This is a genomic window from Cognatundibacterium rivi, assembly GCF_018139565.1.
Classification (GTDB): domain Bacteria; phylum Pseudomonadota; class Gammaproteobacteria; order Burkholderiales; family Burkholderiaceae_D; genus Undibacterium; species Undibacterium rivi.
This window is the reverse complement of record NZ_JAGSPK010000008.1, coordinates 79,441-100,939: the sequence shown is the minus strand read 5'-3', so window position 1 is coordinate 100,939 and position 21,499 is coordinate 79,441. Positions and strand designations below refer to the sequence as shown.

24 protein-coding genes, 1 tRNA gene and 1 pseudogene are annotated in these 21,499 nt (G+C 48.5%); 15 read left to right on the top strand and 11 right to left on the bottom strand.

The features are described 5' to 3' along the window. Window positions 1-160 precede the first annotated feature (160 nt). The gene (locus tag KDM87_RS17590) at window positions 161-937 is read right to left on the bottom strand and encodes an enoyl-CoA hydratase (RefSeq protein ID WP_212680419.1); all 777 of its coding nucleotides are present in this window, start codon (window positions 935-937) and stop codon (window positions 161-163) included. On the opposite strand from KDM87_RS17590, the gene KDM87_RS17585 reads away from it, so the two are divergent. Then, window positions 936-1,193 (top strand): hypothetical protein, encoded by a 258-nt coding sequence (locus tag KDM87_RS17585; protein WP_212680428.1) that lies wholly within the window; start codon window positions 936-938, stop codon window positions 1,191-1,193. The two genes, KDM87_RS17590 and KDM87_RS17585, sit on opposite strands and share 2 nt — an antisense overlap. A 19-nt stretch (window positions 1,194-1,212) precedes the next feature. On the opposite strand, the gene apaG is transcribed toward KDM87_RS17585, so the two are convergent. Next, window positions 1,213-1,587, bottom strand: coding sequence for a Co2+/Mg2+ efflux protein ApaG (apaG, locus tag KDM87_RS17580; RefSeq protein WP_212680418.1), 375 nt, complete (start codon window positions 1,585-1,587; stop codon window positions 1,213-1,215). Between the two features lie 130 nt (window positions 1,588-1,717). Between apaG and rpe the strand changes: the two genes are divergently transcribed. From rpe to trpC, 6 genes are all read left to right on the top strand, one after another. Then, the gene (gene rpe, locus KDM87_RS17575; protein ID WP_212680417.1) at window positions 1,718-2,383 is read left to right on the top strand and encodes a ribulose-phosphate 3-epimerase; all 666 of its coding nucleotides are present in this window, start codon (window positions 1,718-1,720) and stop codon (window positions 2,381-2,383) included. A 102-nt stretch (window positions 2,384-2,485) separates the two neighbouring features. Continuing rightward, on the top strand, window positions 2,486-3,175 hold the full coding sequence (locus KDM87_RS17570; RefSeq protein ID WP_408058761.1) for a phosphoglycolate phosphatase: 690 nt from the start codon (window positions 2,486-2,488) through the stop codon (window positions 3,173-3,175). A gap of 270 nt (window positions 3,176-3,445) precedes the next feature. After that, complete coding sequence (gene trpE / locus KDM87_RS17565) at window positions 3,446-4,942, top strand: anthranilate synthase component I (RefSeq protein ID WP_212680415.1); 1,497 nt, start codon at window positions 3,446-3,448, stop codon at window positions 4,940-4,942. After that, the gene (locus KDM87_RS17560) at window positions 4,943-5,515 is read left to right on the top strand and encodes an anthranilate synthase component II (protein WP_212680414.1); all 573 of its coding nucleotides are present in this window, start codon (window positions 4,943-4,945) and stop codon (window positions 5,513-5,515) included. Continuing rightward, the gene (trpD, locus tag KDM87_RS17555; protein WP_212680413.1) at window positions 5,512-6,543 is read left to right on the top strand and encodes an anthranilate phosphoribosyltransferase; all 1,032 of its coding nucleotides are present in this window, start codon (window positions 5,512-5,514) and stop codon (window positions 6,541-6,543) included. The genes KDM87_RS17560 and trpD overlap by 4 nt, the downstream gene beginning before the upstream one ends. 3 nt (window positions 6,544-6,546) lie before the next feature. Next, complete coding sequence (gene trpC / locus KDM87_RS17550) at window positions 6,547-7,347, top strand: indole-3-glycerol phosphate synthase TrpC (RefSeq protein WP_212680412.1); 801 nt, start codon at window positions 6,547-6,549, stop codon at window positions 7,345-7,347. 158 nt (window positions 7,348-7,505) lie between these two features. On the opposite strand, the gene KDM87_RS17545 is transcribed toward trpC, so the two are convergent. The 5 genes from KDM87_RS17545 to KDM87_RS17525 all read right to left on the bottom strand — a co-directional run bounded on the left by KDM87_RS17545 (window position 7,506) and on the right by KDM87_RS17525 (window position 12,561). After that, complete coding sequence (locus KDM87_RS17545; protein ID WP_212680411.1) at window positions 7,506-9,374, bottom strand: M61 family metallopeptidase; 1,869 nt, start codon at window positions 9,372-9,374, stop codon at window positions 7,506-7,508. Window positions 9,375-9,421: 47 nt separating this feature from the next. Continuing rightward, window positions 9,422-9,874: a DUF3429 domain-containing protein gene (locus KDM87_RS17540; RefSeq protein WP_186884579.1), complete on the bottom strand. Its 453-nt coding sequence runs from the start codon at window positions 9,872-9,874 to the stop codon at window positions 9,422-9,424. A 125-nt stretch (window positions 9,875-9,999) separates the two neighbouring features. Then, window positions 10,000-10,590, bottom strand: a complete 591-nt coding sequence (locus KDM87_RS17535) for a nucleotidyltransferase family protein (protein ID WP_212680410.1) — start codon at window positions 10,588-10,590, stop codon at window positions 10,000-10,002. A gap of 2 nt (window positions 10,591-10,592) precedes the next feature. Then, window positions 10,593-11,318 (bottom strand): DsbC family protein, encoded by a 726-nt coding sequence (locus KDM87_RS17530; protein WP_212680409.1) that lies wholly within the window; start codon window positions 11,316-11,318, stop codon window positions 10,593-10,595. Between the two features lie 49 nt (window positions 11,319-11,367). Next, window positions 11,368-12,561 carry an FAD-dependent monooxygenase gene (locus KDM87_RS17525; RefSeq protein WP_212680408.1) on the bottom strand — a complete coding sequence of 398 codons (1,194 nt, stop codon included), beginning with the start codon at window positions 12,559-12,561 and terminating at the stop codon, window positions 11,368-11,370. A gap of 155 nt (window positions 12,562-12,716) precedes the next feature. On the opposite strand from KDM87_RS17525, the gene KDM87_RS17520 reads away from it, so the two are divergent. The 3 genes from KDM87_RS17520 to KDM87_RS17510 all read left to right on the top strand — a co-directional run bounded on the left by KDM87_RS17520 (window position 12,717) and on the right by KDM87_RS17510 (window position 14,754). Next, window positions 12,717-12,792: transfer RNA gene (locus KDM87_RS17520), tRNA-Phe, on the top strand. Between the two features lie 278 nt (window positions 12,793-13,070). Further along, window positions 13,071-14,243 carry an AAA family ATPase gene (locus KDM87_RS17515; RefSeq protein ID WP_212680407.1) on the top strand — a complete coding sequence of 391 codons (1,173 nt, stop codon included), beginning with the start codon at window positions 13,071-13,073 and terminating at the stop codon, window positions 14,241-14,243. 28 nt (window positions 14,244-14,271) lie between these two features. Further along, window positions 14,272-14,754 carry a hypothetical protein gene (locus tag KDM87_RS17510; protein WP_212680406.1) on the top strand — a complete coding sequence of 161 codons (483 nt, stop codon included), beginning with the start codon at window positions 14,272-14,274 and terminating at the stop codon, window positions 14,752-14,754. Window positions 14,755-14,792: 38 nt separating this feature from the next. On the opposite strand, the pseudogene KDM87_RS17505 reads toward KDM87_RS17510, so the two are convergent. Together KDM87_RS17505 and KDM87_RS17500 are read right to left on the bottom strand one after the other, a co-directional pair. Continuing rightward, a pseudogene (locus KDM87_RS17505) lies at window positions 14,793-15,200 on the bottom strand (tyrosine-type recombinase/integrase); the annotation flags it as partial. Window positions 15,201-15,400: 200 nt separating this feature from the next. Continuing rightward, window positions 15,401-15,895 carry a GNAT family N-acetyltransferase gene (locus tag KDM87_RS17500; RefSeq protein WP_212680405.1) on the bottom strand — a complete coding sequence of 165 codons (495 nt, stop codon included), beginning with the start codon at window positions 15,893-15,895 and terminating at the stop codon, window positions 15,401-15,403. Window positions 15,896-16,432: 537 nt separating this feature from the next. Here KDM87_RS17500 and KDM87_RS17495 point away from each other — a divergent pair. From KDM87_RS17495 to KDM87_RS17475, 5 genes are all read left to right on the top strand, one after another. Further along, window positions 16,433-17,050, top strand: a complete 618-nt coding sequence (locus KDM87_RS17495; protein WP_212680404.1) for a LemA family protein — start codon at window positions 16,433-16,435, stop codon at window positions 17,048-17,050. Beyond that, window positions 17,047-17,907, top strand: coding sequence for a TPM domain-containing protein (locus tag KDM87_RS17490; RefSeq protein WP_212680403.1), 861 nt, complete (start codon window positions 17,047-17,049; stop codon window positions 17,905-17,907). Before KDM87_RS17495 ends, KDM87_RS17490 begins: the two co-directional genes overlap by 4 nt. 2 nt (window positions 17,908-17,909) lie before the next feature. Then, window positions 17,910-18,407, top strand: a complete 498-nt coding sequence (locus KDM87_RS17485; protein ID WP_212680402.1) for a TPM domain-containing protein — start codon at window positions 17,910-17,912, stop codon at window positions 18,405-18,407. Between the two features lie 319 nt (window positions 18,408-18,726). Next, complete coding sequence (locus tag KDM87_RS17480) at window positions 18,727-19,428, top strand: pirin family protein (protein WP_212680401.1); 702 nt, start codon at window positions 18,727-18,729, stop codon at window positions 19,426-19,428. Window positions 19,429-19,460: 32 nt separating this feature from the next. Further along, the gene (locus KDM87_RS17475; RefSeq protein ID WP_212680400.1) at window positions 19,461-19,886 is read left to right on the top strand and encodes a DoxX family protein; all 426 of its coding nucleotides are present in this window, start codon (window positions 19,461-19,463) and stop codon (window positions 19,884-19,886) included. Between the two features lie 69 nt (window positions 19,887-19,955). On the opposite strand, the gene KDM87_RS17470 is transcribed toward KDM87_RS17475, so the two are convergent. Beyond that, entirely contained in the window at window positions 19,956-20,348 is a 393-nt protein-coding gene (locus KDM87_RS17470; RefSeq protein ID WP_230407858.1) for an OsmC family protein, read from the bottom strand. Between the two features lie 85 nt (window positions 20,349-20,433). Beyond that, on the bottom strand, window positions 20,434-21,378 hold the full coding sequence (locus KDM87_RS17465) for a VTT domain-containing protein (protein WP_212680399.1): 945 nt from the start codon (window positions 21,376-21,378) through the stop codon (window positions 20,434-20,436). Between the last annotated feature and the right edge of the window lie 121 nt (window positions 21,379-21,499).

The window sequence follows — 21,499 nt, the reverse complement described above, 5'->3', positions numbered from 1 at the left end:
GCGGACACCAATCGGATCACTTGGCATGACTTCGGTTGTTGACTATGCTTGCTGCATTTTTAACTGCAGCGCTTCACTTTCTACCCCCGCTTCTCAGCGGGAGCCGAACTATAGCAAAACCACTCCGTATTCGCAAGAAATACGGATAATTATTTATAACTTATTGATTCTTAAATTCAGGGGTGCGTTTTTCCAGGAATGCTTTCATGCCTTCTTTTTGATCTTCGGTTCCGAAACTTGAATGAAACAGGCGACGTTCAAAATGCACGCCTTCTGACAAAGTAGTTTCGTAAGCGCGATTAACAGATTCCTTAATCATCATAATGACAGGCAACGACATGCTGGCAATCGTTGCCGCCGCTGACAGCGCTTCCTCCAGCAACATATCAGCCGGCACAATGCGCGATACCAGTCCGGCGCGCTCCGCTTCTTCCGCATCCATCATGCGCGCAGTCAGGCACATGTCCATCGCCTTCGCTTTAGAAATGGCGCGAGGCAAACGCTGCGTACCACCAGCCCCCGGCAAGGTTCCCAACTTCACCTCAGGCTGCCCAAATTTTGCATTATCAGCGGCGATGATGAAATCGCACATCATCGCCAATTCACAACCACCGCCTAAGGCATAACCTGCAACCGCAGCAATGACTGGCTTGCGAATCTGACGGATTGTTTCCCAATTCCGCGTGATGTAATCGCCTTTATAGGCATCCATGAACGAGTAGTTCGCCATTGCCGCAATATCTGCACCGGCAGCAAACGCCTTCTGACTTCCGGTAATCACGATGCATTGGATCGTATCATTATGCTCAAACGCTTTTAAAGCCACGCCCAGTTCATTCATCAACTGATCATTCAGCGCATTTAATGCCTTAGGGCGATTCAGAGTAATCAGTCCCACCTTTTCTTTTGTCTCTACTAATATGCATTCGAATTCCATGGAAGTCTCCTATATAGTGTCAATGGATGTGCCGCTCAGCGCGGCAAGGCTAAATTACTCAAACAATCCAGCTTATCTATTTGCAGAGCAGCCAGATTGTAATCAAAGGAAATCTATGTGGTTATTGTTATTAGAAGCCGGAATGGCGCTCTTTATATTGATCTTTATCGTATGGTGGACCATGTTTTCCGGACGACGCCCGGAAAACAAACCGCGCATTGAAGAACAAACTGACAGCAAGAACGACAGTAACTGAGCTTCATCGCTTCAATTAACTAATGCAAAGTGCGCGGAATAGAGAGTACAAACTCAGGAATCGCCACTTCAAAACGATGCCCATCTTCCGCCACGCAGAAATAAGAACCTTTCATACTTCCCTGCGGCGTCGTTAAAGAACTGCCGCTGGTGTATTCAAAACTTTGTCCAGGTTGCAAAAACGGCTGGTGCCCGACCACACCCAATCCTTTTACTTCTTCAGTGTGATTCTTTGCATCTGTAATAATCCAGTGACGTGCAATCACCTGCGCCGCCACCGTCCCGGTATTTTTAATCGTTATGGTGTAAGCAAACACAAAGTTAGCCTGATCCGGATTGGATTGTTCTTGCAAATACTGCGTCGCGACGGACACACTCATCTCGTAGGTAGCCACAGTCTCCTCTTTTCTTTATCAACTGCAATTGAATCTCTAAATTGAATCTCTATTGTGCCAGAGGATGACAAAGACGACATGGATGACGCGAGGTAAAATAGCGCATCTTTCCTTTTGCAAGACCATTGCCATGACAACCTACCGAATTGCTCCCAGTATTTTATCCGCCGACTTTGCCCGACTGGGCGAGGAAGTGCGCAATGTCGTCGCTGCCGGTGCCGACATGATTCACTTTGACGTCATGGATAACCATTACGTCCCGAATCTGACCATAGGCCCGTTGGTCTGTGAGGCGATACGTCCGCATGTGCAGGTGCCGATTGATGTTCATCTGATGGTCAAGCCCGTTGATCGCATCATTCCCGATTTTGCCAAAGCTGGCGCGAATATCATCAGCTTTCATCCCGAGGGTTCTGAGCACATCGACCGCAGCCTGCAATTAATCCGCGACCATGGCTGCAAAGCCGGTCTGGTGCTGAATCCGGCGACATCCTTGCATGTGTTAGAACATGTCATGGACAAGCTGGATCTGATCTTGCTGATGTCAGTCAACCCCGGTTTCGGCGGTCAATCGTTTATTCCACACACCTTGAAAAAAATTGCCGCTGTACGTAAATTAATTGACGAATCAGGTCGCGACATCATGCTGCAAGTGGATGGTGGCGTGAAGATAGACAATATCCGCGAGATCGCAGCAGCAGGCGCAGATACGTTTGTTGCCGGTTCAGCGATATTTGGCAAGCCAGATTACAAAGGCGTGATTGACGCCATGCGCACAGAACTCGGCAAAGTCTGAATCCCATCATTCACCGCTTACGTTTCAGACTCCCAATAAACATGCGGCTTATGGCGCCATTTCCTGCCAGGAGACGCATGTTTATTCAGACATTCAACAGACATCGCCATGTTTAATAATATCAACGCCGTCATCATTGATCTTGACGGCACTATGCTCGATACTGCGCCGGATTTTCTGGTCGCGATCAATCGTATGCGGAATGATTTTTCCCTGATGCCAATCACGCTCGACATGGTGAAATCTATGGTCGGCAAAGGATCAGAAAATCTGATCACGCGCGTCCTGCGTCTGGATTTCGATGAAGCGGGAGTGCAACGACATTTTGCGCAAGGGATGGCGTCTTACCAGCGCCATTATCTCGACATCAATGGCGATCACAGCACGCTGTACCCGGAAGTTATTGAAGGTTTACAAGCAATGCAGGCAATGGGTCTGCGGCTCGCCTGCGTCACAAATAAACCGCTCGCTTTCGCGATACCACTGATGCAGAAAAAAGGCTTGTCTTCCTATTTTGAACTGACTTTCGGTGGCGATTCTTTCCCGCGGAAAAAGCCGGATCCGCAGCCATTGTTGGAGGTTAGCAAACAGTTTGTGATTGCGCCAGCGCATATTCTGGCCATCGGCGACTCCAGCAATGACGCCATCGCGGCGCGCGCAGCAGGTTGCCCGGTACTCACTGTGCCCTATGGTTACAACCACGGCGAGGCTGTACAAACAATTCAAAGTGATGGTATAGTCGGCACACTGTTGGAAGCGGCACGACTGCTGGCAACAGAAAATCAACATTAATTCGACATTAATCACTTTCATTCCACTCACGAATGTTTCCCGAAAACAAACGTCCCGAAATAACACCAGGTGCCTTTGAGGCCTGGCTATGGCGACGCTGGCAATCCTCTTAATCCTGGAATGCCGCGACTGGCTCTGCACATCCTCCGCACGACTTGTCGCTTGTTTTATCAATCTGTCTTATCCGTCCTTACTCAAGATGCGAGTCTTTTTGCTCGTTTTCTGTGTCTGCAGGCATCGCGAGCTATGGCTGACGGCTGAAAGAAAACCATGACCGAACTCGAATTCAAATCGCTGGCCGCGCAAGGCTACAACCGTATTCCGATGATTGCGGAAGCATTCGCTGATCTGGAAACCCCGCTGACTCTTTACCTGAAACTTGCCCAAACGCAGAACGCAGGCAAAAACACATTCCTGCTCGAATCCGTCATGGGCGGCGAGCGTTTCGGACGTTATTCCTTCATCGGCCTGCCTGCCAATACCTTGCTGCGCAGCTACGGCGAAAAAGTGGAAATAGTCAGAAATGGGGAGATCATCGAAACGTATCACGGCAATCCGCTCGACTTCATCGCAGAATTTCAAAGCCGTTTCAAAGTCGCATTGCGTCCCGGTATGCCACGTTTTTGCGGCGGCCTCGCTGGTTACTTTGGCTACGATACGGTACGCCATGTCGAAAAACGCCTCGCCCACAGTGCCCCAAAAGATGATCTCGGGCTGCCGGAAATTCAGTTACTGGTGACCGAGGAATTAGCGGTCATCGACAATGTGTCAGGCAAGCTGTATCTGATTGTGTACGCTGATCCGACACAAGCAGAAGCATGGTCAAAAGCGCGCCAGCGTTTGAAAGATTTGCGTGCGATGTTACGCCGCAGCGTTGATGCGCCTGTCACATCGGCGTCGGTGCGCACCGAATCGATACGCGATTTCGCCAAAGAAGATTATTTAAAAGCCGTTGAAAAGGCCAAGGAATACATCATGGCGGGCGACCTGATGCAGGTGCAGGTTGGGCAGCGCATCAAGAAACCTTATGTCGATTCACCGTTGTCACTGTATCGCGCACTGCGCTCACTGAATCCGTCGCCGTATATGTATTTCTACAATTTTGGCGACATGCAGATCATCGGTGCTTCACCAGAAATTTTGGTCCGCAACGAAAGCCTGAATGATGGCTCGCGCAAAGTCACGATACGCCCACTCGCCGGCACGCGTCCGCGCGGTACGACACCAGAACGTGACGCTGAACTTGCCAAAGAATTGCTGGCCGATCCTAAAGAAATCGCCGAACACGTGATGCTGATTGACCTCGCACGCAATGATATCGGCCGCATCGCGACGACTGGCAGTGTCAAAGTGACGGATCAGATGGTCATCGAAAAATACTCGCACGTACAGCATATCGTCTCGAATGTCGAAGGTACATTGCAACCGCAATTATCGAACCTTGATGTGCTGAAAGCGACCTTCCCCGCCGGTACGCTGTCCGGCGCGCCAAAGGTGCGCGCGATGGAACTGATCGACGAACTCGAACCGGTCAAACGTGGTATTTACGGCGGCGCCTGCGGTTATCTGTCATTCGGCGGCGAGATGGATCTGGCGATTGCGATACGCACCGGCGTGCTGAAAGACGGCATGTTATATGTGCAGGCGGCAGCGGGCGTAGTGGCAGATTCCATTCCTGAAATGGAATGGCAGGAAACAGAAAACAAGGCGCGTGCCGTATTACGCGCGGCCGAACAAGTACAAGATGGTCTGGACGGAGAAATTTAAATGCTGCTGATGATCGATAACTATGATTCCTTCACTTACAACCTCGTGCAGTATTTTGCCGAGCTGGGTGAAGATGTGCGCACCTACCGCAATGATGAAATCACACTGGAAGAAATCGCCGCATTAAAGCCGGACCATATATGCATTTCACCGGGCCCGTGCACGCCGCATGAAGCTGGCATTTCTATTCCCGTCATCGAACGTTTTGCCGGTCAGATTCCGATTCTCGGCGTTTGCCTTGGTCATCAAAGCATAGGCGCGGCATTTGGCGGCAATATCATCCGTGCCAAGCAAGTCATGCATGGCAAGACGTCGATGATTGCGCACACCGGCGTCGGTGTTTTCAGGAATTTACCCAGCCCTTACACCGTTATCCGCTATCACTCGCTGGCGATTGAACGCGCGACGCTGCCGGATTGTCTGGAAGTCACCGCCTGGACTGACGATGGTGAAATCATGGGTGTACGCCACAAAGAATTCAATCTGCAAGGCGTGCAATTTCACCCCGAATCCATCCTCTCAGAGCATGGCCATGCTCTGTTGAAAAACTTTCTGACCGGAGCAGCACAATGACTATTTCTCAGCAAGAAGCCCTGACACGTCTGATCGAACACCGCGAAATATTCCATGACGAAATGCTGTATCTGTTCCGCAAAATCATGGGCGGCGAGATGTCGCCACTGATGATCGCCGCATTAACGATAGGTCTGCGCGTCAAAAAAGAAAGCATCGGTGAAATCACCGCGGCAGCACAAGTCATGCGCGAATTCTCGACCAAAGTACCATTGGTGAATACCGAGAATATGATCGATATCGTCGGCACTGGCGGCGATGGCGCGAATACGTTCAACATTTCCACCACCTCGATGTTTGTGACTGCCGCCGCCGGAGCGCGCGTCGCCAAGCACGGTGGGCGCAGCGTTTCCTCATCATCTGGCAGCGCCGATGTGCTCGAAGCGCTGGGTGTCAACATCAACCTGAATCCAGAACAAATTGCACAATCCGTCGCTCAGACCGGTATCGGTTTTATGTTTGCGCCTAACCATCACGGTGCGATGAAACATGCGGCACCTGTGCGGCGTGAACTGGGTGTGCGTACCATCTTTAACATCCTCGGACCACTGACCAATCCTGCAGGCGCGCCGAATATTCTGATGGGTGTATTCCATCCTGATCTGGTTGGTATCCAGGTGCGCGTACTGCAACGACTGGGCGCTAAACATGCGCTGGTTGTGTGGGGGCGCGACAATATGGACGAAGTCTCGCTCGGCGCACCGACCATGGTTGGTGAACTGATCGATGGCGAAATCCGTGAATACGATATTCATCCGGAAGACTTTGGTCTGCAAATGGTATCGAGCCGTAATCTGCGTGTTTCCGGCGCAGAAGAGTCGCGCGAAAAAGTCCTGGAAGTGCTGAACAATGTCAGCGGTGCCGCGAAAGATATTGTCAGCCTGAATGCCGGTGCGGCTTTATACGGCGCGGGCGTTGCCAACTCGATTGCTGACGGCGTCAAAAAGGCACAAGAAGCGATCGCCTCTGGTGCTGCACGTGCCAAGATGGATCAGTTCATTCAGGTCACTCAGCAACTCGGAAAGTAAGCCATGTCAGACATACTTAACAACATCCTGGCAGTCAAAAAAGATGAGATTGCGGCAGCAAAAAAATATCAGTCGCTGATCAGCCTGCGAGACGAAGTCGAATCCGACAAAGAAGCACGCGCACAACTGCGTGGTTTTGAAGCTGCGCTGCGCAACAAAATCGCGGCAGGCAATCCTGCAGTGATTGCGGAAGTCAAAAAAGCATCGCCGTCAAAAGGCGTGATCCGGCCAAATTTTGACCCGGCAGACATCGCAAAGAGTTATGAGCAGCACGGCGCAGCCTGCTTGTCGGTACTGACAGATGTGCAGTTTTTTCAGGGCGCACCGGAATATCTGCAACAGGCACGCAATGCCTGCGCGTTACCAGCGCTGCGCAAAGATTTCATGATCGATCTGTATCAGGTATATCAGGCCAGAAAATGGGGCGCTGATTGTATCTTGCTGATCGTTGCCGCGCTCGATCATGGTCTGATGGCCGAGCTCGAAGCCTGTGCGCATGAGCTCGGTATGGACGTACTGGTTGAAGTACACGACGGCATAGAGCTGGACGCCGCACTTAAACTGAAAACCGCGCTGCTAGGGATTAACAACCGTAATCTGCGCACCTTTGATGTAACGCTGGATACCACGCTGGGCTTGCTGCCGAAACTGTCTCCGGAAAAACTGGTGATCACGGAATCCGGCATCCTCAATCCTGATGACGTAAAACGGATGCGCGCTGCGGATGTGCATGGTTTTCTGGTCGGTGAAGCATTTATGCGGGCAGAAAATCCAGGGGCAGAGTTACAGAAATTATTTTTCTGAATCGGCACACATCTGACAGCATCTCCTAATGAATCTGCGGCTTTGCAGGCATTTTCTTGCCAGGAGCCGCATAAATATTCAGAGATATCGTTCGCATTAACAAAAAAGCCGTTAGCGTCATTTCTGCACTAACGGCTTTTTTATTCGATACTGATCAATTACGATTTCGTCGCTTTGCGGTACGACGGACGTGCATTCGTCAATGCCGCCTTGGTATCACTCTCGATGTTGAAGCTCACTGCAGGCACATCATCAGCTTGCAGTTTCGCTTTCACGACCAATAATTCGTCACGGCGGAAAGCGTGAATTTCCACGGTATCGCCAACGCGATAACGCCCGATCGCTACCGCCAGATTGTCACTGACGTCGGCGATACTCACACGTAAGCCATTAATCGCAACCAGAATATCGTTTGCAGATAAGCCCGCCAGATGTGCGGCACGACCTTCATACGCATGAGCGATCTTGCAGCCATTGGCATCGCGCGCGACCTTCACGCCCAGACTGGCCGGCTTGTTGGATTTACCTGCATCGAAGCGAATGCCGAAATCGGCAAACAACTGCGCCAGCGGCACATCTTCAGTACCGCGCACATGCTTATCGAGAAAGCGGCGTACATTCACGCCAGTGGCTTTTTCGATGATCGTTTCGATTTCATCTTCGGCCAGTCCCTGCTGTTTTCCTGCCGCAAAATTGACATAGAAATCACGGCCAAACTTTTGCCACAAAGCGCGCATCACATCATCAAGTGATTTTTTGCCGCCAGTTGCCGCACGTATCGTCAGGTCCAGACCCAATCCGACCAGAGAACCTTTGGTGTAATAGCTGACAATCGCATTTGGCGAATTTTCATCCTGACGATAATACTTCGTCCACGCATCAAAGCTGGATTCGGCCACACTTTGCTTCAGGCGGCCGCTGCCGCGATGAACGTTATTGACAGTCTGTGCCAGCAGTTTCAGATACGCGACTTCATCGATCAGGCCAGCGCGGACCAGCATCAGATCATCGTAATAACTCGTGAAACCCTCAAACAGCCACAACAGACTGGTGTAGTTTTCCTGACGCAGATCGTAACTGGCAAATGCCGCAGGCTTAATGCGTTTGACATTCCACGTATGGAAATACTCATGACTGCATAAACCTAAAAAGCCACGATACCCATCGCTCATCTCAGGCTGATGTTTGACCGGAATATCGGTACGGTTACAGATCAAGGCAGTTGACGCACGATGTTCCAGACCACCGTAACCTTCACCGACGACCATCGTCATAAACACATAACGATCCATAGGCGCTTTTTTGGCACGCGGCTCAAAAAATGCAATCTGGCTTTCACAGATTTTTTTGACATCAGCGACCATGCGCTCCATGTCCATGTTCGGTACGTTTCCGGTCACCACGAAATCATGTGGCACGCCGTGCGCTTCAAATGTTGCCAGCGCAAAATCGCCGCACTCAACCGGGTGATCGACCAACTCGTCGTAGTTCGCGGCAATATAAGTACCAAAGCCATAACGCTTGGCTTTCAGCTCAGGCAAAGAAGTGGCGACGCGCCAGCTCTTACATGCGGGAACATCGGCGCGTTGAATATCCACAATGTGTGGTACAAACTCTTGCCCGTGTACGCTCAGGAATACGCTGGTGCCGTTAAAAAAAGCATGTGACTGATCGAGATGCGCAGCACGTACTGACAAATCCCATGCATACACGTCATAACTGATCAGCAATTCAGTGTTGCATGGAGCAGCCTGCCAGGTATGTTTGTCGAGCTTTTTGAGAGCCACTTTTTTACCCGCGGCGCTTGCCTTGATCTGCACAATATTTCGTGCAAACTCACGCACCATGTAACTACCGGGGATCCAGGCTGGAAGGCTGACAATCTGTCCTTCAGGGTCGGGCTGACTGATGTGCAGCGTCACCTGATACAAGTGAGCGGCTAAATCTTTGGGGATGATCGAATAATGAATCGCGTTTTTGACGCTGTTGCGGCTTGCCTGACTTTGAGTTGCTTTTTGAGTGCTCATCGTTTTTGCCATGCTCAACGATCTTTCTATTTTAATAGTTAGAGATATTAGTTGCGCACATTCGCAGCGATGAAGGTGAATATCTGTGCCGTCACGACCACCTGGGTCAATTGCAGGCGCAAATGAATAAACCATTCAGGAACATCATAGCTTTGATAGAGTTTTTTATCGATTTTGTAGGCCGCGATAAAACCAATCACCTGCACTAAAAAACCGAGCAGCATATTACCCAGGGAACACCAGGCGATCACAGTAGGAATCACGCCCCAGATCAATGCCTTTCTGGTTTCATGATCATCCTTGCCGTTGGCCATAATGGTGATGCCCCAATGTACGCCACCGAGAAAAGATAAGATGGCAATGCCGTAAGCGAGCTGCGCTTTAATGAAATAACCCAACCATTCCGGATGCACCAGCCAGCATGCAAGCGTTAGCAGGATAAATGGAATCAAACCTGCAAAACCAAGGCGGATAACGAGTTTCTGATTGAGATTATTCATAAAGTATCGCTGCCAATGTCGCAACGTCTGTTTTCTGTCAAATTGAAGAAAAACGCTATTCTAAGAGGAAATCAGCGACATAGATATATCTGACCATCGCAGATGCATGAATAATGTTTCTTGGCTTACTGTGCAGATAAATCGGTAGGCAGATCAATATCCTGCAAAATTCCGGCGTCATCCACCGGAACCTCCAGCACTGGAAACTGCTGCAATAAGCCACGAGCGCCGCGATCACCGCTCAGCGTCAATAATTCGGGGAGATATTTACGCGAGAAACCGACAGGGTTGCCACGCTGCCCCTTAAACACGGGCACCACAATATCCGCGCCTTTTTCCAGCTCGCGCAAGAGCGCCTGAATGGTAGCGCTCTTCACAAATGGCATGTCTGCGAGCGCAATAATCCAGCCTTTACTGCATGCAGTATGGCGCAGGCCACAGGTCAGTGATGCCGCCATTCCCTGATCAGCGTCAGGGCAGATCACGGCCTCATATAACTGACGCTGAAATTGCTGATACAGCGCCTGATTGTCCGGTCGCACGACAACGACGACATGTTCCATCACTGAGGACAAATGCTGCGCGGATGTCAGGGCAACCTGATGCCCATCTGGCAAAGTTTGTTGCAGCTTATCTTCGACGCCCTGCGAATCAAAGCGTCGCCCGCGTCCGGCAGCAAGCAAAATGCCGGTCCAGCTCGCGGGAGAAAACGTCATACTTATTTGGCAGAATTCAGGCTGGCAAACTTCTCTTCCAGACCTTTTGCGTCCATCGCACCCGGCACACGCGAACCGTCGGCAAAGAAAATAGCCGGTGTACCGTTCACGCGTAATTTCTGTCCGAGCGCGAGTATTTTTTCATTTGGCGTAGTGCAATTGGCTGGTGCAGCAGAGGGGGCTTTTCCGTTCAGCATCCAATCATCCCATGCTTTATTGCGGTCAGCAGAACACCAGACGTTTTTTGATTTGACGGTCGAATCTTCCGACAAAATGTTATACAAGAAAGTGTAGACAGTAATGTTGTCCATGCCCGCCAGGGTTTTACGGAAACGTTTGCAGTAACCGCAATTCGGATCTTCAAACACAGCGATCACACGCTTACCATCACCTTTGACCATTTTCAGTGCGGATTCCAGCGGCAAATCAGAGAACTTAATTTTACTCAGTTCATCCGTTCTGGCTTTGGTGTAATTCGTGCCGGATTTGGCATCGATTACATTACCGACAAATAAATACTGCGCTTTTTCATCGGTGTACAAAATATCCGAGCCGACACGCACTTCGTACAAACCACCGTAAGGCGTCTTGATGATGGAATCCACTTTCACGCCCTGACCTAACTTGGGCTCTATCAGTTTTTTTATCGCAGATTCCTGCGCGGTCTGCGCGAAAACGACACCGGTAAAAGTGAGCGCCAAGAGCGCGACACATTGCTTCAGATTCATATTATTCCTTGTAATTCCGTTTAGTGGCTGTCGCCATAGTCAGCAATGCTTACTTACCCATTGCATGGGAGATTAATTTGTTCTTTAAGACAGGCAGACGATTCAGTAAGTTCAATCCGATATTGCGTGCCAGACGCAAAGGCGCCAGATCCGAACCGAATAATCGAGCCAATCCGTCGGTCGTGATCTGCATCAGCATCACGTCTTCTTTACGTGAACGACGGTAACGTTCCAGCAGTTTGGCATCGCCACAATCACAATGATCTTCACGTGATTTCATCAACGCCAGCAAGCTCGTCACATCACCAAAACCCAGATTCATGCCATGCCCAGCGAGCGGATGCACGGCATGCGCTGCGTCGCCAATCAGCGCAACACGCTGTGCAATCATGCTGTGCGGACGTATTAATCGCAGAGGAAACGCTTTGATATCCTCTGGCAATACCGGCGTCAGATGTCCCAGTGTATCCAGACAATATTCTTCCAGCCGACTGACCAGCGCAGACAATGGTTCGCGCAGCAATGTCGCCGCCAATGCATCTGGTGCAGACCACACCAGCGATACCCGGTTCCCCGGCAACGGCAACAAAGCAATGATGCCCTGCTCTTCAACAAACCACTGATGCGCAACCCCATGGTGCGGGATCTCGCATTCAAAATTAGTGACGACCCCCTGCTGTCCGTAAGAGCGATAATCCAGACCGATATCGCACTGACCGCGTACCCACGATTGGGCACCATCAGCGCCAACAATCAGACTTGCCTTGATCTGACTACCATCTTCAAGAGTAATCTGCGCACCCGCCTCATCTGCATGCAAACTTGCGGCCGCACCCGTTACTACCGATAAATTCTGCGCAAACTTCATCGCCGTATCGAGCGCGTGATTTAAATTTTTATCTTCAACGATCCAGGCCAGCTCACCGGTACGGGCACCATAGGCATCGAACGCCAGTTGACCATCACTAACAGACTTGCCACCTCGTACATTCATCTCGGTGACCGCCGCGACACGCTGCAAATCCAGCGCATCCCAAACTTTGAGTGAGGACAATAAATCATGTGCAATATGGTTCAGTGCGAAGACCCGCACATCCCACTGCGCCGACATTGGCAAGGCAACGGCAGAACGACAAAGTACCGCCACACGCAAACCCGCCTGCGCAAATCCCAGTGCAGCAGCTTTACCCACCGCGCCATTCCCCACGATACAAATATCACAATGATGAATCTGAGCCGTCATATAAAAGACCTTCGTCATAGACAATGGCTGGCATTATACGGCACCGGAACCAGCCCCCGGCTGAGGCACATCAATTCAGAGCTAGCCCCGGTCAGCAGCTTTTTTTCGCAAGGGACTTGCAAAGCGCCGAACACATCTCTATAATGCGTGGTCTTGGCCTGGTAGCTCAGTCGGTAGAGCAGAGGATTGAAAATCCTTGTGTCGGTGGTTCGATTCCGCCCCGGGCCACCAAGAAATATGTAATAAAAAGAAGGGCTTACAGCAATGTAAGCCCTTCTTTTTATTATTTTCGCACTTCTACAAATCTCACCTAAATCTACAATTCCCCAGCTAACTGCCTCGCCGCTTATCAAGAGCTCCACATCAGTGATGGCTCAGGAAAACTACCTTTTAGCAAATTCAAAAAGACATTCTCTTTCGATTAAATATACGCACGCACTAAATCGCCATAGGCTAAAATCAATTTTCCGTCATTTTTGACAAAAATTTAAATTTAACCAAGGAATATCGTGATACTGGAATACGGTTTTGAAAATTTCTTCTCGTTCAAGGAAGAAGTCTCAGTTTCCTTTCGTCTAGACTCAAATTGCCCAGAGAGCGTATCTAAAGGCAAAAAAGTCTCATCAGCCATTTGCATTAAAGGTGCAAATGGCTCAGGAAAAACGCAATTACTGAAAGCACTCGCCTTTTTAAGGCACTTCAGTTGCTTCTCATTCTCAGACAAACCTGAGGATACTATTGGGTTACTTCCATTTTTCGAGCGAAATACTCCGTCAAAATTTTATATTGAATTTATTCAATATAACGTTGAATACAGGTATGAACTAGAAGCGACAACTGAAGCTGTTGTTCGTGAGAGGCTTTACAGAAAATCAAATATAAAACGGGTAAAAATATTTGAACGAATTAACAATGAAATCGTTTCATTTACCAAAAGTTACAGCGAAATCAATCAGATTAAGTTGAGAAAAAACGCTTCAATAATCTCAACACTGAAACAATATGAAATTACGGTTCTTGATGACGTCTATATTTTCTTTAATAGTATTGATACAAATGTGACGTTCTCAGGATTCGATATAGACTCACATGATATAAATGCTATTTCCCGATTTTTGAGTAACACCTCTGACAAAAAAATATTGCCGTTTATAGTCGATTTTATACAAAGTTGCGATACTGGCGTATCGGACATTCAGATTCAAAGCTACAAGGATAAGGATGGGACTAAGATTTTCTATCCTGTATTTTTGCACCAATCTAACGGAAAAAGTTACCAAGTTTCAGTTTTTAACGAATCAAGTGGAACCAAAACTTTATTTCGCGTGCTAGTTGGTTACTACATGTCACTCTTGATCGGTGGATTATTAGTAGTAGATGAAATTGATTTAAGCCTACACCCGCACATAATCCCCAAGTTAATTTCACTATTTCTAGATAGCGAAACAAACGAACGTAGTGCTCAAATTATTTTTGTGACGCACGATACGGAAATTATGGAACAAATGGGTCGGTATCGTACATATCTGGTAACTAAAGAAGAAAACGAAAGTTTTGCTTATCGCTTAGATGAAATTCCTGGTGACCTACTGAGAAATGATCGCCCGATAAGACCGATGTATGATTCAGGAAAGATAGGCGGCGTACCAAAAAACATGAGACTTAAAAAAAAATCTAGCTAAATCACAAATTCTAAAAATATTATTAGATATGGCACCTAAGAGTCGAAAAGAATCGTTTTTAAAGCAGTTGATGGAATACCCATCTATTGAATCACCCGAATATGATCTGGTGCTTCGATGTAAGTTCAACTTCTCCTACTTCACAAAACAGGATGCCGGCCAGTCTTTTGGAGAGCTTACGCATGAAAATTTAATTTCGCTCTGCGAAAAACTCTGCCACTACTCAAAAGAATCATTGTTGCACTGGAAGAAAGAACAGATTGGAAAAAAAAGCGGGCATGTTTTAGAAATTTACGAATCATTTCCTAAAAAAAGCGACTTTACTGAACCTAAATCTGTTCCCCACCAAGCGCAATGGGCAAGATTCAGAATTGATAGCTCTACACGGCTCGTTGGCTTTGTCGTGCCAGATAAATTCCATGACACAATGCACGATAAAGGATGCAGATTCGACAAAAATACCTTTTACATCGTTTTCATTGATGAAAATCACGTTTTTTATAAAACATAATTCTGTGTCCAAATTAATGAATAGCATTTGAACGCAAATTATTCCATATTTCGTATTAGTGGTTTTACTATCTCTCCCAATCTATTACGTGTATAAATTTCAGTCGTTGCTCGATTTTTATGCCCAAGTAGTTTTTGAGCATGTCCGAGGTCGTTAGTGTCTGTAGATGTTTTTGCCCTTAAATCTCTAAACTGAAAACTAATCCCAGCTTGCCCCCTTGCCTTATCGAAGCGCGAGCGCAAAGCAAAATAACTCAACCTCTGGCCGTCCGGGTCTTGCAATAACGCCTTATTCACCTTGTCTCGTGGCTTCGCCAAAATCCTGTCGATTACTTTCGCAAGTTCACCCTCAATTGCGATGCGCAGTTTCTTACCCGTTTTATTTTGGGTTAGGCTCAAGCTTCCATCAGCAATATCTGTCACATTGAATTTCAGCACGTCCGCCGGACGCTGGCCAGTACACTATGCAAGTCCATTGCATTGTGTACCGTTGGATGCGCACATGCCCATAAAGCAGCATACTCGTCAATAAAAACCACGATGTCGAATGGCAGATCAGGCATTCTCAACCAGAGATCGGGCTGCATTTAAAGAAAATTTTGATCTCTGATAGTTGCCAACGGCGAATCAGGAAGCCTGTTGTACGCCTATGTCTTTCTGTGCTTTGCGCCAAAGAATGAAATGCCTTCAGTCGTAAAGCGTCCATCCAGACACAGATCAGGAAAATCAGAAAAGGCTCGTTCGAGCAATCTGGAAGCGATACCCTGACGACGATATGCAACGTCAATGTAGATGTTGTCGATCACATGTCGGTTTTGGTGGTTAAGTTTGAGTACCAGAACGCCGACAGCAAATTCTTTATTTCCCTGAAATTGCGAAATTTTTTTCCCAGTCGGACGTAAATCGTCTGAAACGATGCAGAGGTATCGGATAAAGTAATTATTTGTACAGATCACAGTGTGCGCATCCTGAAACACCACTTTTTCGCTACCTGACACCGTTTTGGCCAACGCGGTGTTTGGCATTGCCAAGCAATGAAGAACCGAGCTATCCGGGTTATATAACCGCTCCACAACCTGACTGACAATCGGGATGCGGCACGCAAGGCGCTTCTTGATACTGGAAATTTTTGCTTTTGACAACGTGATGCCTCTTTCAATAATTGAGGTCAGCAATTGTATTAACTTTCAATATTATTTCCTGTTTCAAAGTGTTAACAGGATGTAACTTTAATGAGCTGGAAAATGCCAATTTTGATGGTGTTCCCAAGGTGTATTTCTATCACTCAGGGTAGTACAAAAACAGGTTTTTAAAAGCTGGCAACGGCACTGGTCTTGTCACAATTCGGTATCTGTTTTTTTGAGGAAATGAGGCTATCGAAAATACTATCGTCGAGCTATGTCACTGAAAAATGGCAGCTTATTTAGTACTCAGATAAGTAAGAAGCAGGCTGAAATCAGCCTTGCGCAGCAAGATATTTCAATTAAACTTCACTAAGTTACGTTAAAGTGGGTTAGTTGCAGCGAGGCGAGGTAGTTGTTCCGCAGCGCGGAAAGTAATGCCCTCACGGCAGGGCAATTACTAAACTATCTGTTCGTTACGATATCTTTTTTGATGCAGGTAACAGACGCTTACGTTATTCTTAACGAATGATGATTCAACATTTATGGAGTACTTCTATGCGTAAATTATGGCAGGTCGCATCCATCATGCTGATCCTGTGTTTATCTGGCTGTGGCTACAATACGATACAGACCGAAGATGAGCAAATTAAGTCAGACTGGTCAGAAGTATTAAACCAGTATCAGCGGCGCGCAGATCTGGTGCCGAATCTGGTGAGCACGGTCAAAGGTTTTGCGGAACAAGAAAAAGATGTGCTGCTCGGTGTCACCAATGCCCGCGCGAAAGTTGGTAGCTTACAAGCAACGCCTGAATTGATTAATAATCCCGATGCCTTTGCTAAATTTCAGAGTGCGCAAGGCGAATTATCAGGTGCACTGTCAAAGTTACTGGTTGTCACTGAAAATTATCCGCAGTTGAAATCTGACGCCGGTTTCCGCGATTTGCAGGCGCAACTGGAAGGCACCGAAAATCGTATTGCAGTAGCAAGAAATCGCTACATTAAATCCGTGCAGGAATATAACGTCACCGTTCGTTCTTTCCCTTCCAATCTGACTGCGATGGTTTTCGGATATCAGGTAAAACCTAATTTCACGGTCGAAAATGAAAAAGCACTTGCAGTGCCGCCGAAAGTTGATTTTGGTGCGCCGCAAGGGAATAGCGGAAATCAGAAATGACGCTCCTGAAAACGGCAAGAATGCTGATTCTTGCCGGTTCTTTATGCTGCTCATTTTTAGCCTCGGCAGAACTTGCTGTTCCTGCGCTGAGCCAGCATGTCACCGATCAGACTGGGACACTCAACACAGAACAAAAAAACAGTCTGGAACAGACCTTACGCTCTTTCGAAGAAACAAAAGGAAGCCAGATTGCAGTCTTGATTGTCGCCAGCACTACACCGGAAACGATAGAGCAATATTCGCTGCGTGTTGCTGAACAATGGAAATTAGGTCGCAAGAAAATTGACGATGGTGCCATTCTGGTGATTGCCAAGAATGATCGCACTTTACGTATAGAAGTTGGATATGGTCTCGAAGGCGCACTCAATGATGCGACCAGCAAACGCATCATCAGCGAAACAATCATTCCGCAATTCAAGCAGGATAACTACTTTGGCGGTATCTCCGCCGGAATCAATCAGATGATCCAGGTCGTGAATGGCGAACCTCTGCCCGCAGTCAAACAGAAAAAGGCGGTGAATGACGGTGGCATTAAACAATACCTGCCTGTTCTGTTTATTTTCACGATGGCTGCCAGCGGAATATTGCGCGCAATCTTTGGCCGGCTTCCCGGCGCGATGATAACAGGCGCTGTCGTTGCAGGCTTAACCTGGATACTCGCTGGCGTAGTCACAGTCGCTTTGATCGCAGGCATCATTACGTTCATATTCACGCTGTTCGGCGGAAGTTTCGGGGGACGTGGTCTCGGCACCTACCATGGTGGTGGAGACCATAGCGATCACGGTGGCTTCGGAGGCGGCGGTTTCAGCGGAGGCGGAGGCAGCTTTGGTGGTGGCGGCGCATCCGGACGGTGGTAATCATGAATTTGAAACGCTTAATCAAACATTTATCGATGAGCCGCTGGCAACTGCGGCGCTATTTCCCCGAAAAATCTCTGCAAGCCATTGAGCTGGCAATTAAATCCAGTGAAACCAGACATCAGGGCGAAATTCGTTTTGCTGTCGAAGCCTCACTTGAAGGTGCGCCGCTCTTCAGGGATCAATCCTCCCGGGAACGTGCCATCCATCTTTTTTCCGAATTGCGAATATGGGATACGGAACATAATAACGGTGTGCTGATCTATCTGCTGCTGGCCGACAAACGTGTCGAAATCATCGCAGACCGCGGAATCCACACGAAAACTGGTGATGCCGAATGGGAAAAAATCTGTCGTGATATGGAACGCTACTTTCAACACGCAGAATATGAGGCGGGCGTGATCGCTGGAATACAGGCAGTAACGCAGCACATGATACGGCACTACGCAACGGAACATAACACCCGCAATGAGTTACCGGATCAGCCTGTGTTGCTGTGAGCCAAGTACGCATCTTTAGTCAATTGGCTCAGACGGAATAACGTAGCGATAAAATTTAATACGTATTCTGTTTTCTTTTTCCGGGATTCGTCACGGGTATTCCCTGCCGGATGCAGCAGCGATCTTGTTCAATCCTGAGCACTATCAAAACATCTCATATGCTGAAGCAACATTATGGTGCTGACTCTCTGCATACCAGCAATATGGAACTAAAAGCGATCGGGCATTCAAATTTTTTAAATGATGTCATCAAACTGCACGCGGCTTCAGGTTGCAGGAAAATGAAATAATCACTGCCATCAACAAGGAGAAACCTATCATGCTTACACTCAGAAAATCTCAAAGTCGTGGTCGTGCGGATCATGGCTGGCTTAAAAGTAATCACTCATTTTCTTTTGCAGATTATTACGATCCCGACCACTCAGGCTGGGGCAATCTGCTGGTGATCAATGAAGATGTGATTGCTCCCGGCACTGGATTTGGCACTCATGGCCATCGCGACATGGAAATCATCAGCTATGTGTTATCCGGGCAACTCGCGCATCAGGACAGTATGGGTAACATCAAAGGCATTCCACCAGGCGATGTGCAAAGAATGAGCGCAGGTACCGGCGTCAGACATAGTGAATTCAATCACGCAGAAGGTGAAACCACCCATTTTCTGCAAATATGGATTACGCCTAAGCAAAAAGGAGTCGCGCCGGGCTACGAGCAAAAAACGATTCCGGCAGCGAAAAAACGTGGCACTTTGTGTTTAGTTGCATCTCCTGACGGTGCACAGGATTCTGTGGCGATGAATGCGGATGCTGCGCTGTATTCCGGCTTGTTTGATGGCGATGAAAAAGCGGAACTGATCTTGAATCCTGCACGTAAAGCATATGTGCATCTGATACGTGGAGAACTGGAAGTCAATGGTCAGCGCATCAGTGGTGGCGATGCTTTCAAAATTGAGAATGAAAGCAAAATTACCCTCGCCAATGGCAAAGATGCTGAAGTATTAGTGTTTGATCTGACTGCCTGAACAAGCTGTTTCACTAAAGAATCGGAGTCACTATGTTTGATGCATTAAAAAATCCTTTAGCGCTCGTTGGTCGCTTATTGTTGGCCTCGCTGTTTTTACCTGCGGGGATCGTTAAGCTCACAGGTTTTGCGGGCACCGTCGCTTATATCAGTTCGGCAGGGCTGCCTATGCCTGCACTGGCAGCGGCAGCCGCGCTCATCGTTGAAATCGGCGGTGGCGCAGCACTGATTGCCGGTGCGGGCACACGCATTGCGGCCTTGGTACTTGCGCTATTCACGCTGGTCGCATCATTTGTTTTTCACGCTTACTGGGCGGTTCCGGCTGATCAGCAATATGTCACACAATTGCTGTTCTTTAAGAACATTGCGGTTGCCGGTGGCTTGCTGACACTGGCCGCGTGGGGTGCAGGCGCATGGAGCATTGATGCTCGTATAGCGACAAATTCTCAGCGCCGTTAATCTCGACAGATATAAAAAAGGCGTCGTCCAGACGCCTTTTTTCTTTGCTACGCGATATCAGAAATCGTTTCAGATCAGCTCACTATCGATCTGAAACTGTCCGCTCAGTGCTTTGTGTATCGGGCACTTATTCGCAATACGCAGTAAATCTTCACGCGTGCTCTGATCCAACTCTCCAAGCAATTGTATGCGCCGGATCAGGCGGTAAATACCACCCGATTCTTCCCGGTCAATTTCCACATGTATGCCAGCCAAAGCATATCCCTTGCGCTTCGCATACAACTCCAGCGTCAACGCAGTACAAGCTCCGAGTGCGGAATCAAGCAGCTCATGCGGCGAAGGATGCTGCCCTGATCCTCCCGATTTTTTATCGATATCAGAAACCCATTGCAAACCTTCAAATTCAATATCGCATGCAGTGCTGCCACTAGCAGCTTGCCAATCAACCGAAATCGTCATCATCAAACTCCTTTTTAATTAAATGACAGGTAGAAAAACTATCCTGTCTCATCTGAATCACCTATGCCGATAGCGTGAGCATCGGGCACTACGCGTGGCCGATTGTCTCTACCGGATAGCCAGCATCGATCCAGGCGTCGATGCCACCATGTAAAACACTGGCAGCAATTCCGCGCTGACCCAGTAAATAGGCGGCTTTGAGTGCGGACGCATCATTCGGACACGAGCAATACGTAATAATTTTTGCCTTTGCCGGCCATGTATCAACAGGGGCAGTTTCTATGCCACTTAATTCTATATGTCTGGCACCTTGAATATGTGTGCGCTGCGCATCCGCTGCCAAGGAAACTCGGACGTCAACAATCACCAATTCTTCACCTCGCTCAAGCAGATCAGCCAACTGAGCAGGCGCCACACGTGGCAAACTGGCTACCGAGCGTTTCACGCGCCAGCGCCGCCAGATACGTATGACAATGTATAAAGCAACGCCACAAGCAACCAGCAACATGGCGGTATCGCCAAGCTGACTCAGGTAAGCCAGCAGTTGCCCGACCTGATTGTGAAACAGTAAGCCTCCCGCAATACCACTGCCTGCCCACAGCAACGTGCCAGCAATATTAAATAGTACAAATGATGACACCCGCATGCCCATTGCCCCTGCCAGCGGCGGTGTGAGAATCGACAGTCCAGGAACAAACTTGGCGACGACCAGAGTTGCGATACCACGGCGGGCAAAACTCAGCTCACTCTGGCGTACGCAAGTATCGGGAGAAATTGAAATCCGGCACAGCAGTGCCAATACACGATGACCAAACCTGCGCCCAGCATAGAACCAGACAGAATCGGCAATCATCGATGCCAGCGTTGCCACTGCCAGCGCCTGAACCGCAAACACACCGTTATCCGCCGCCGCGACACCAGCTAACAACAGAAAAGGTAAGGCGGGTATAGGAGCGCCGAGCTGCTCGACCAGTACACCAAAAAACAGTGCCAGCAACCCATGCTGAGAAAAAAGAGAGGTGATATTTTCCATTGTGACTGACTTACCTATTCCTGATAAAGCTGACTCCGCAGTCTACCATTTCAGTTTTATTCTGGCGCGAACAAACAGCGAATCTCTGAGATCACACTGTGGCGATGTTTTCGCGTTGGCG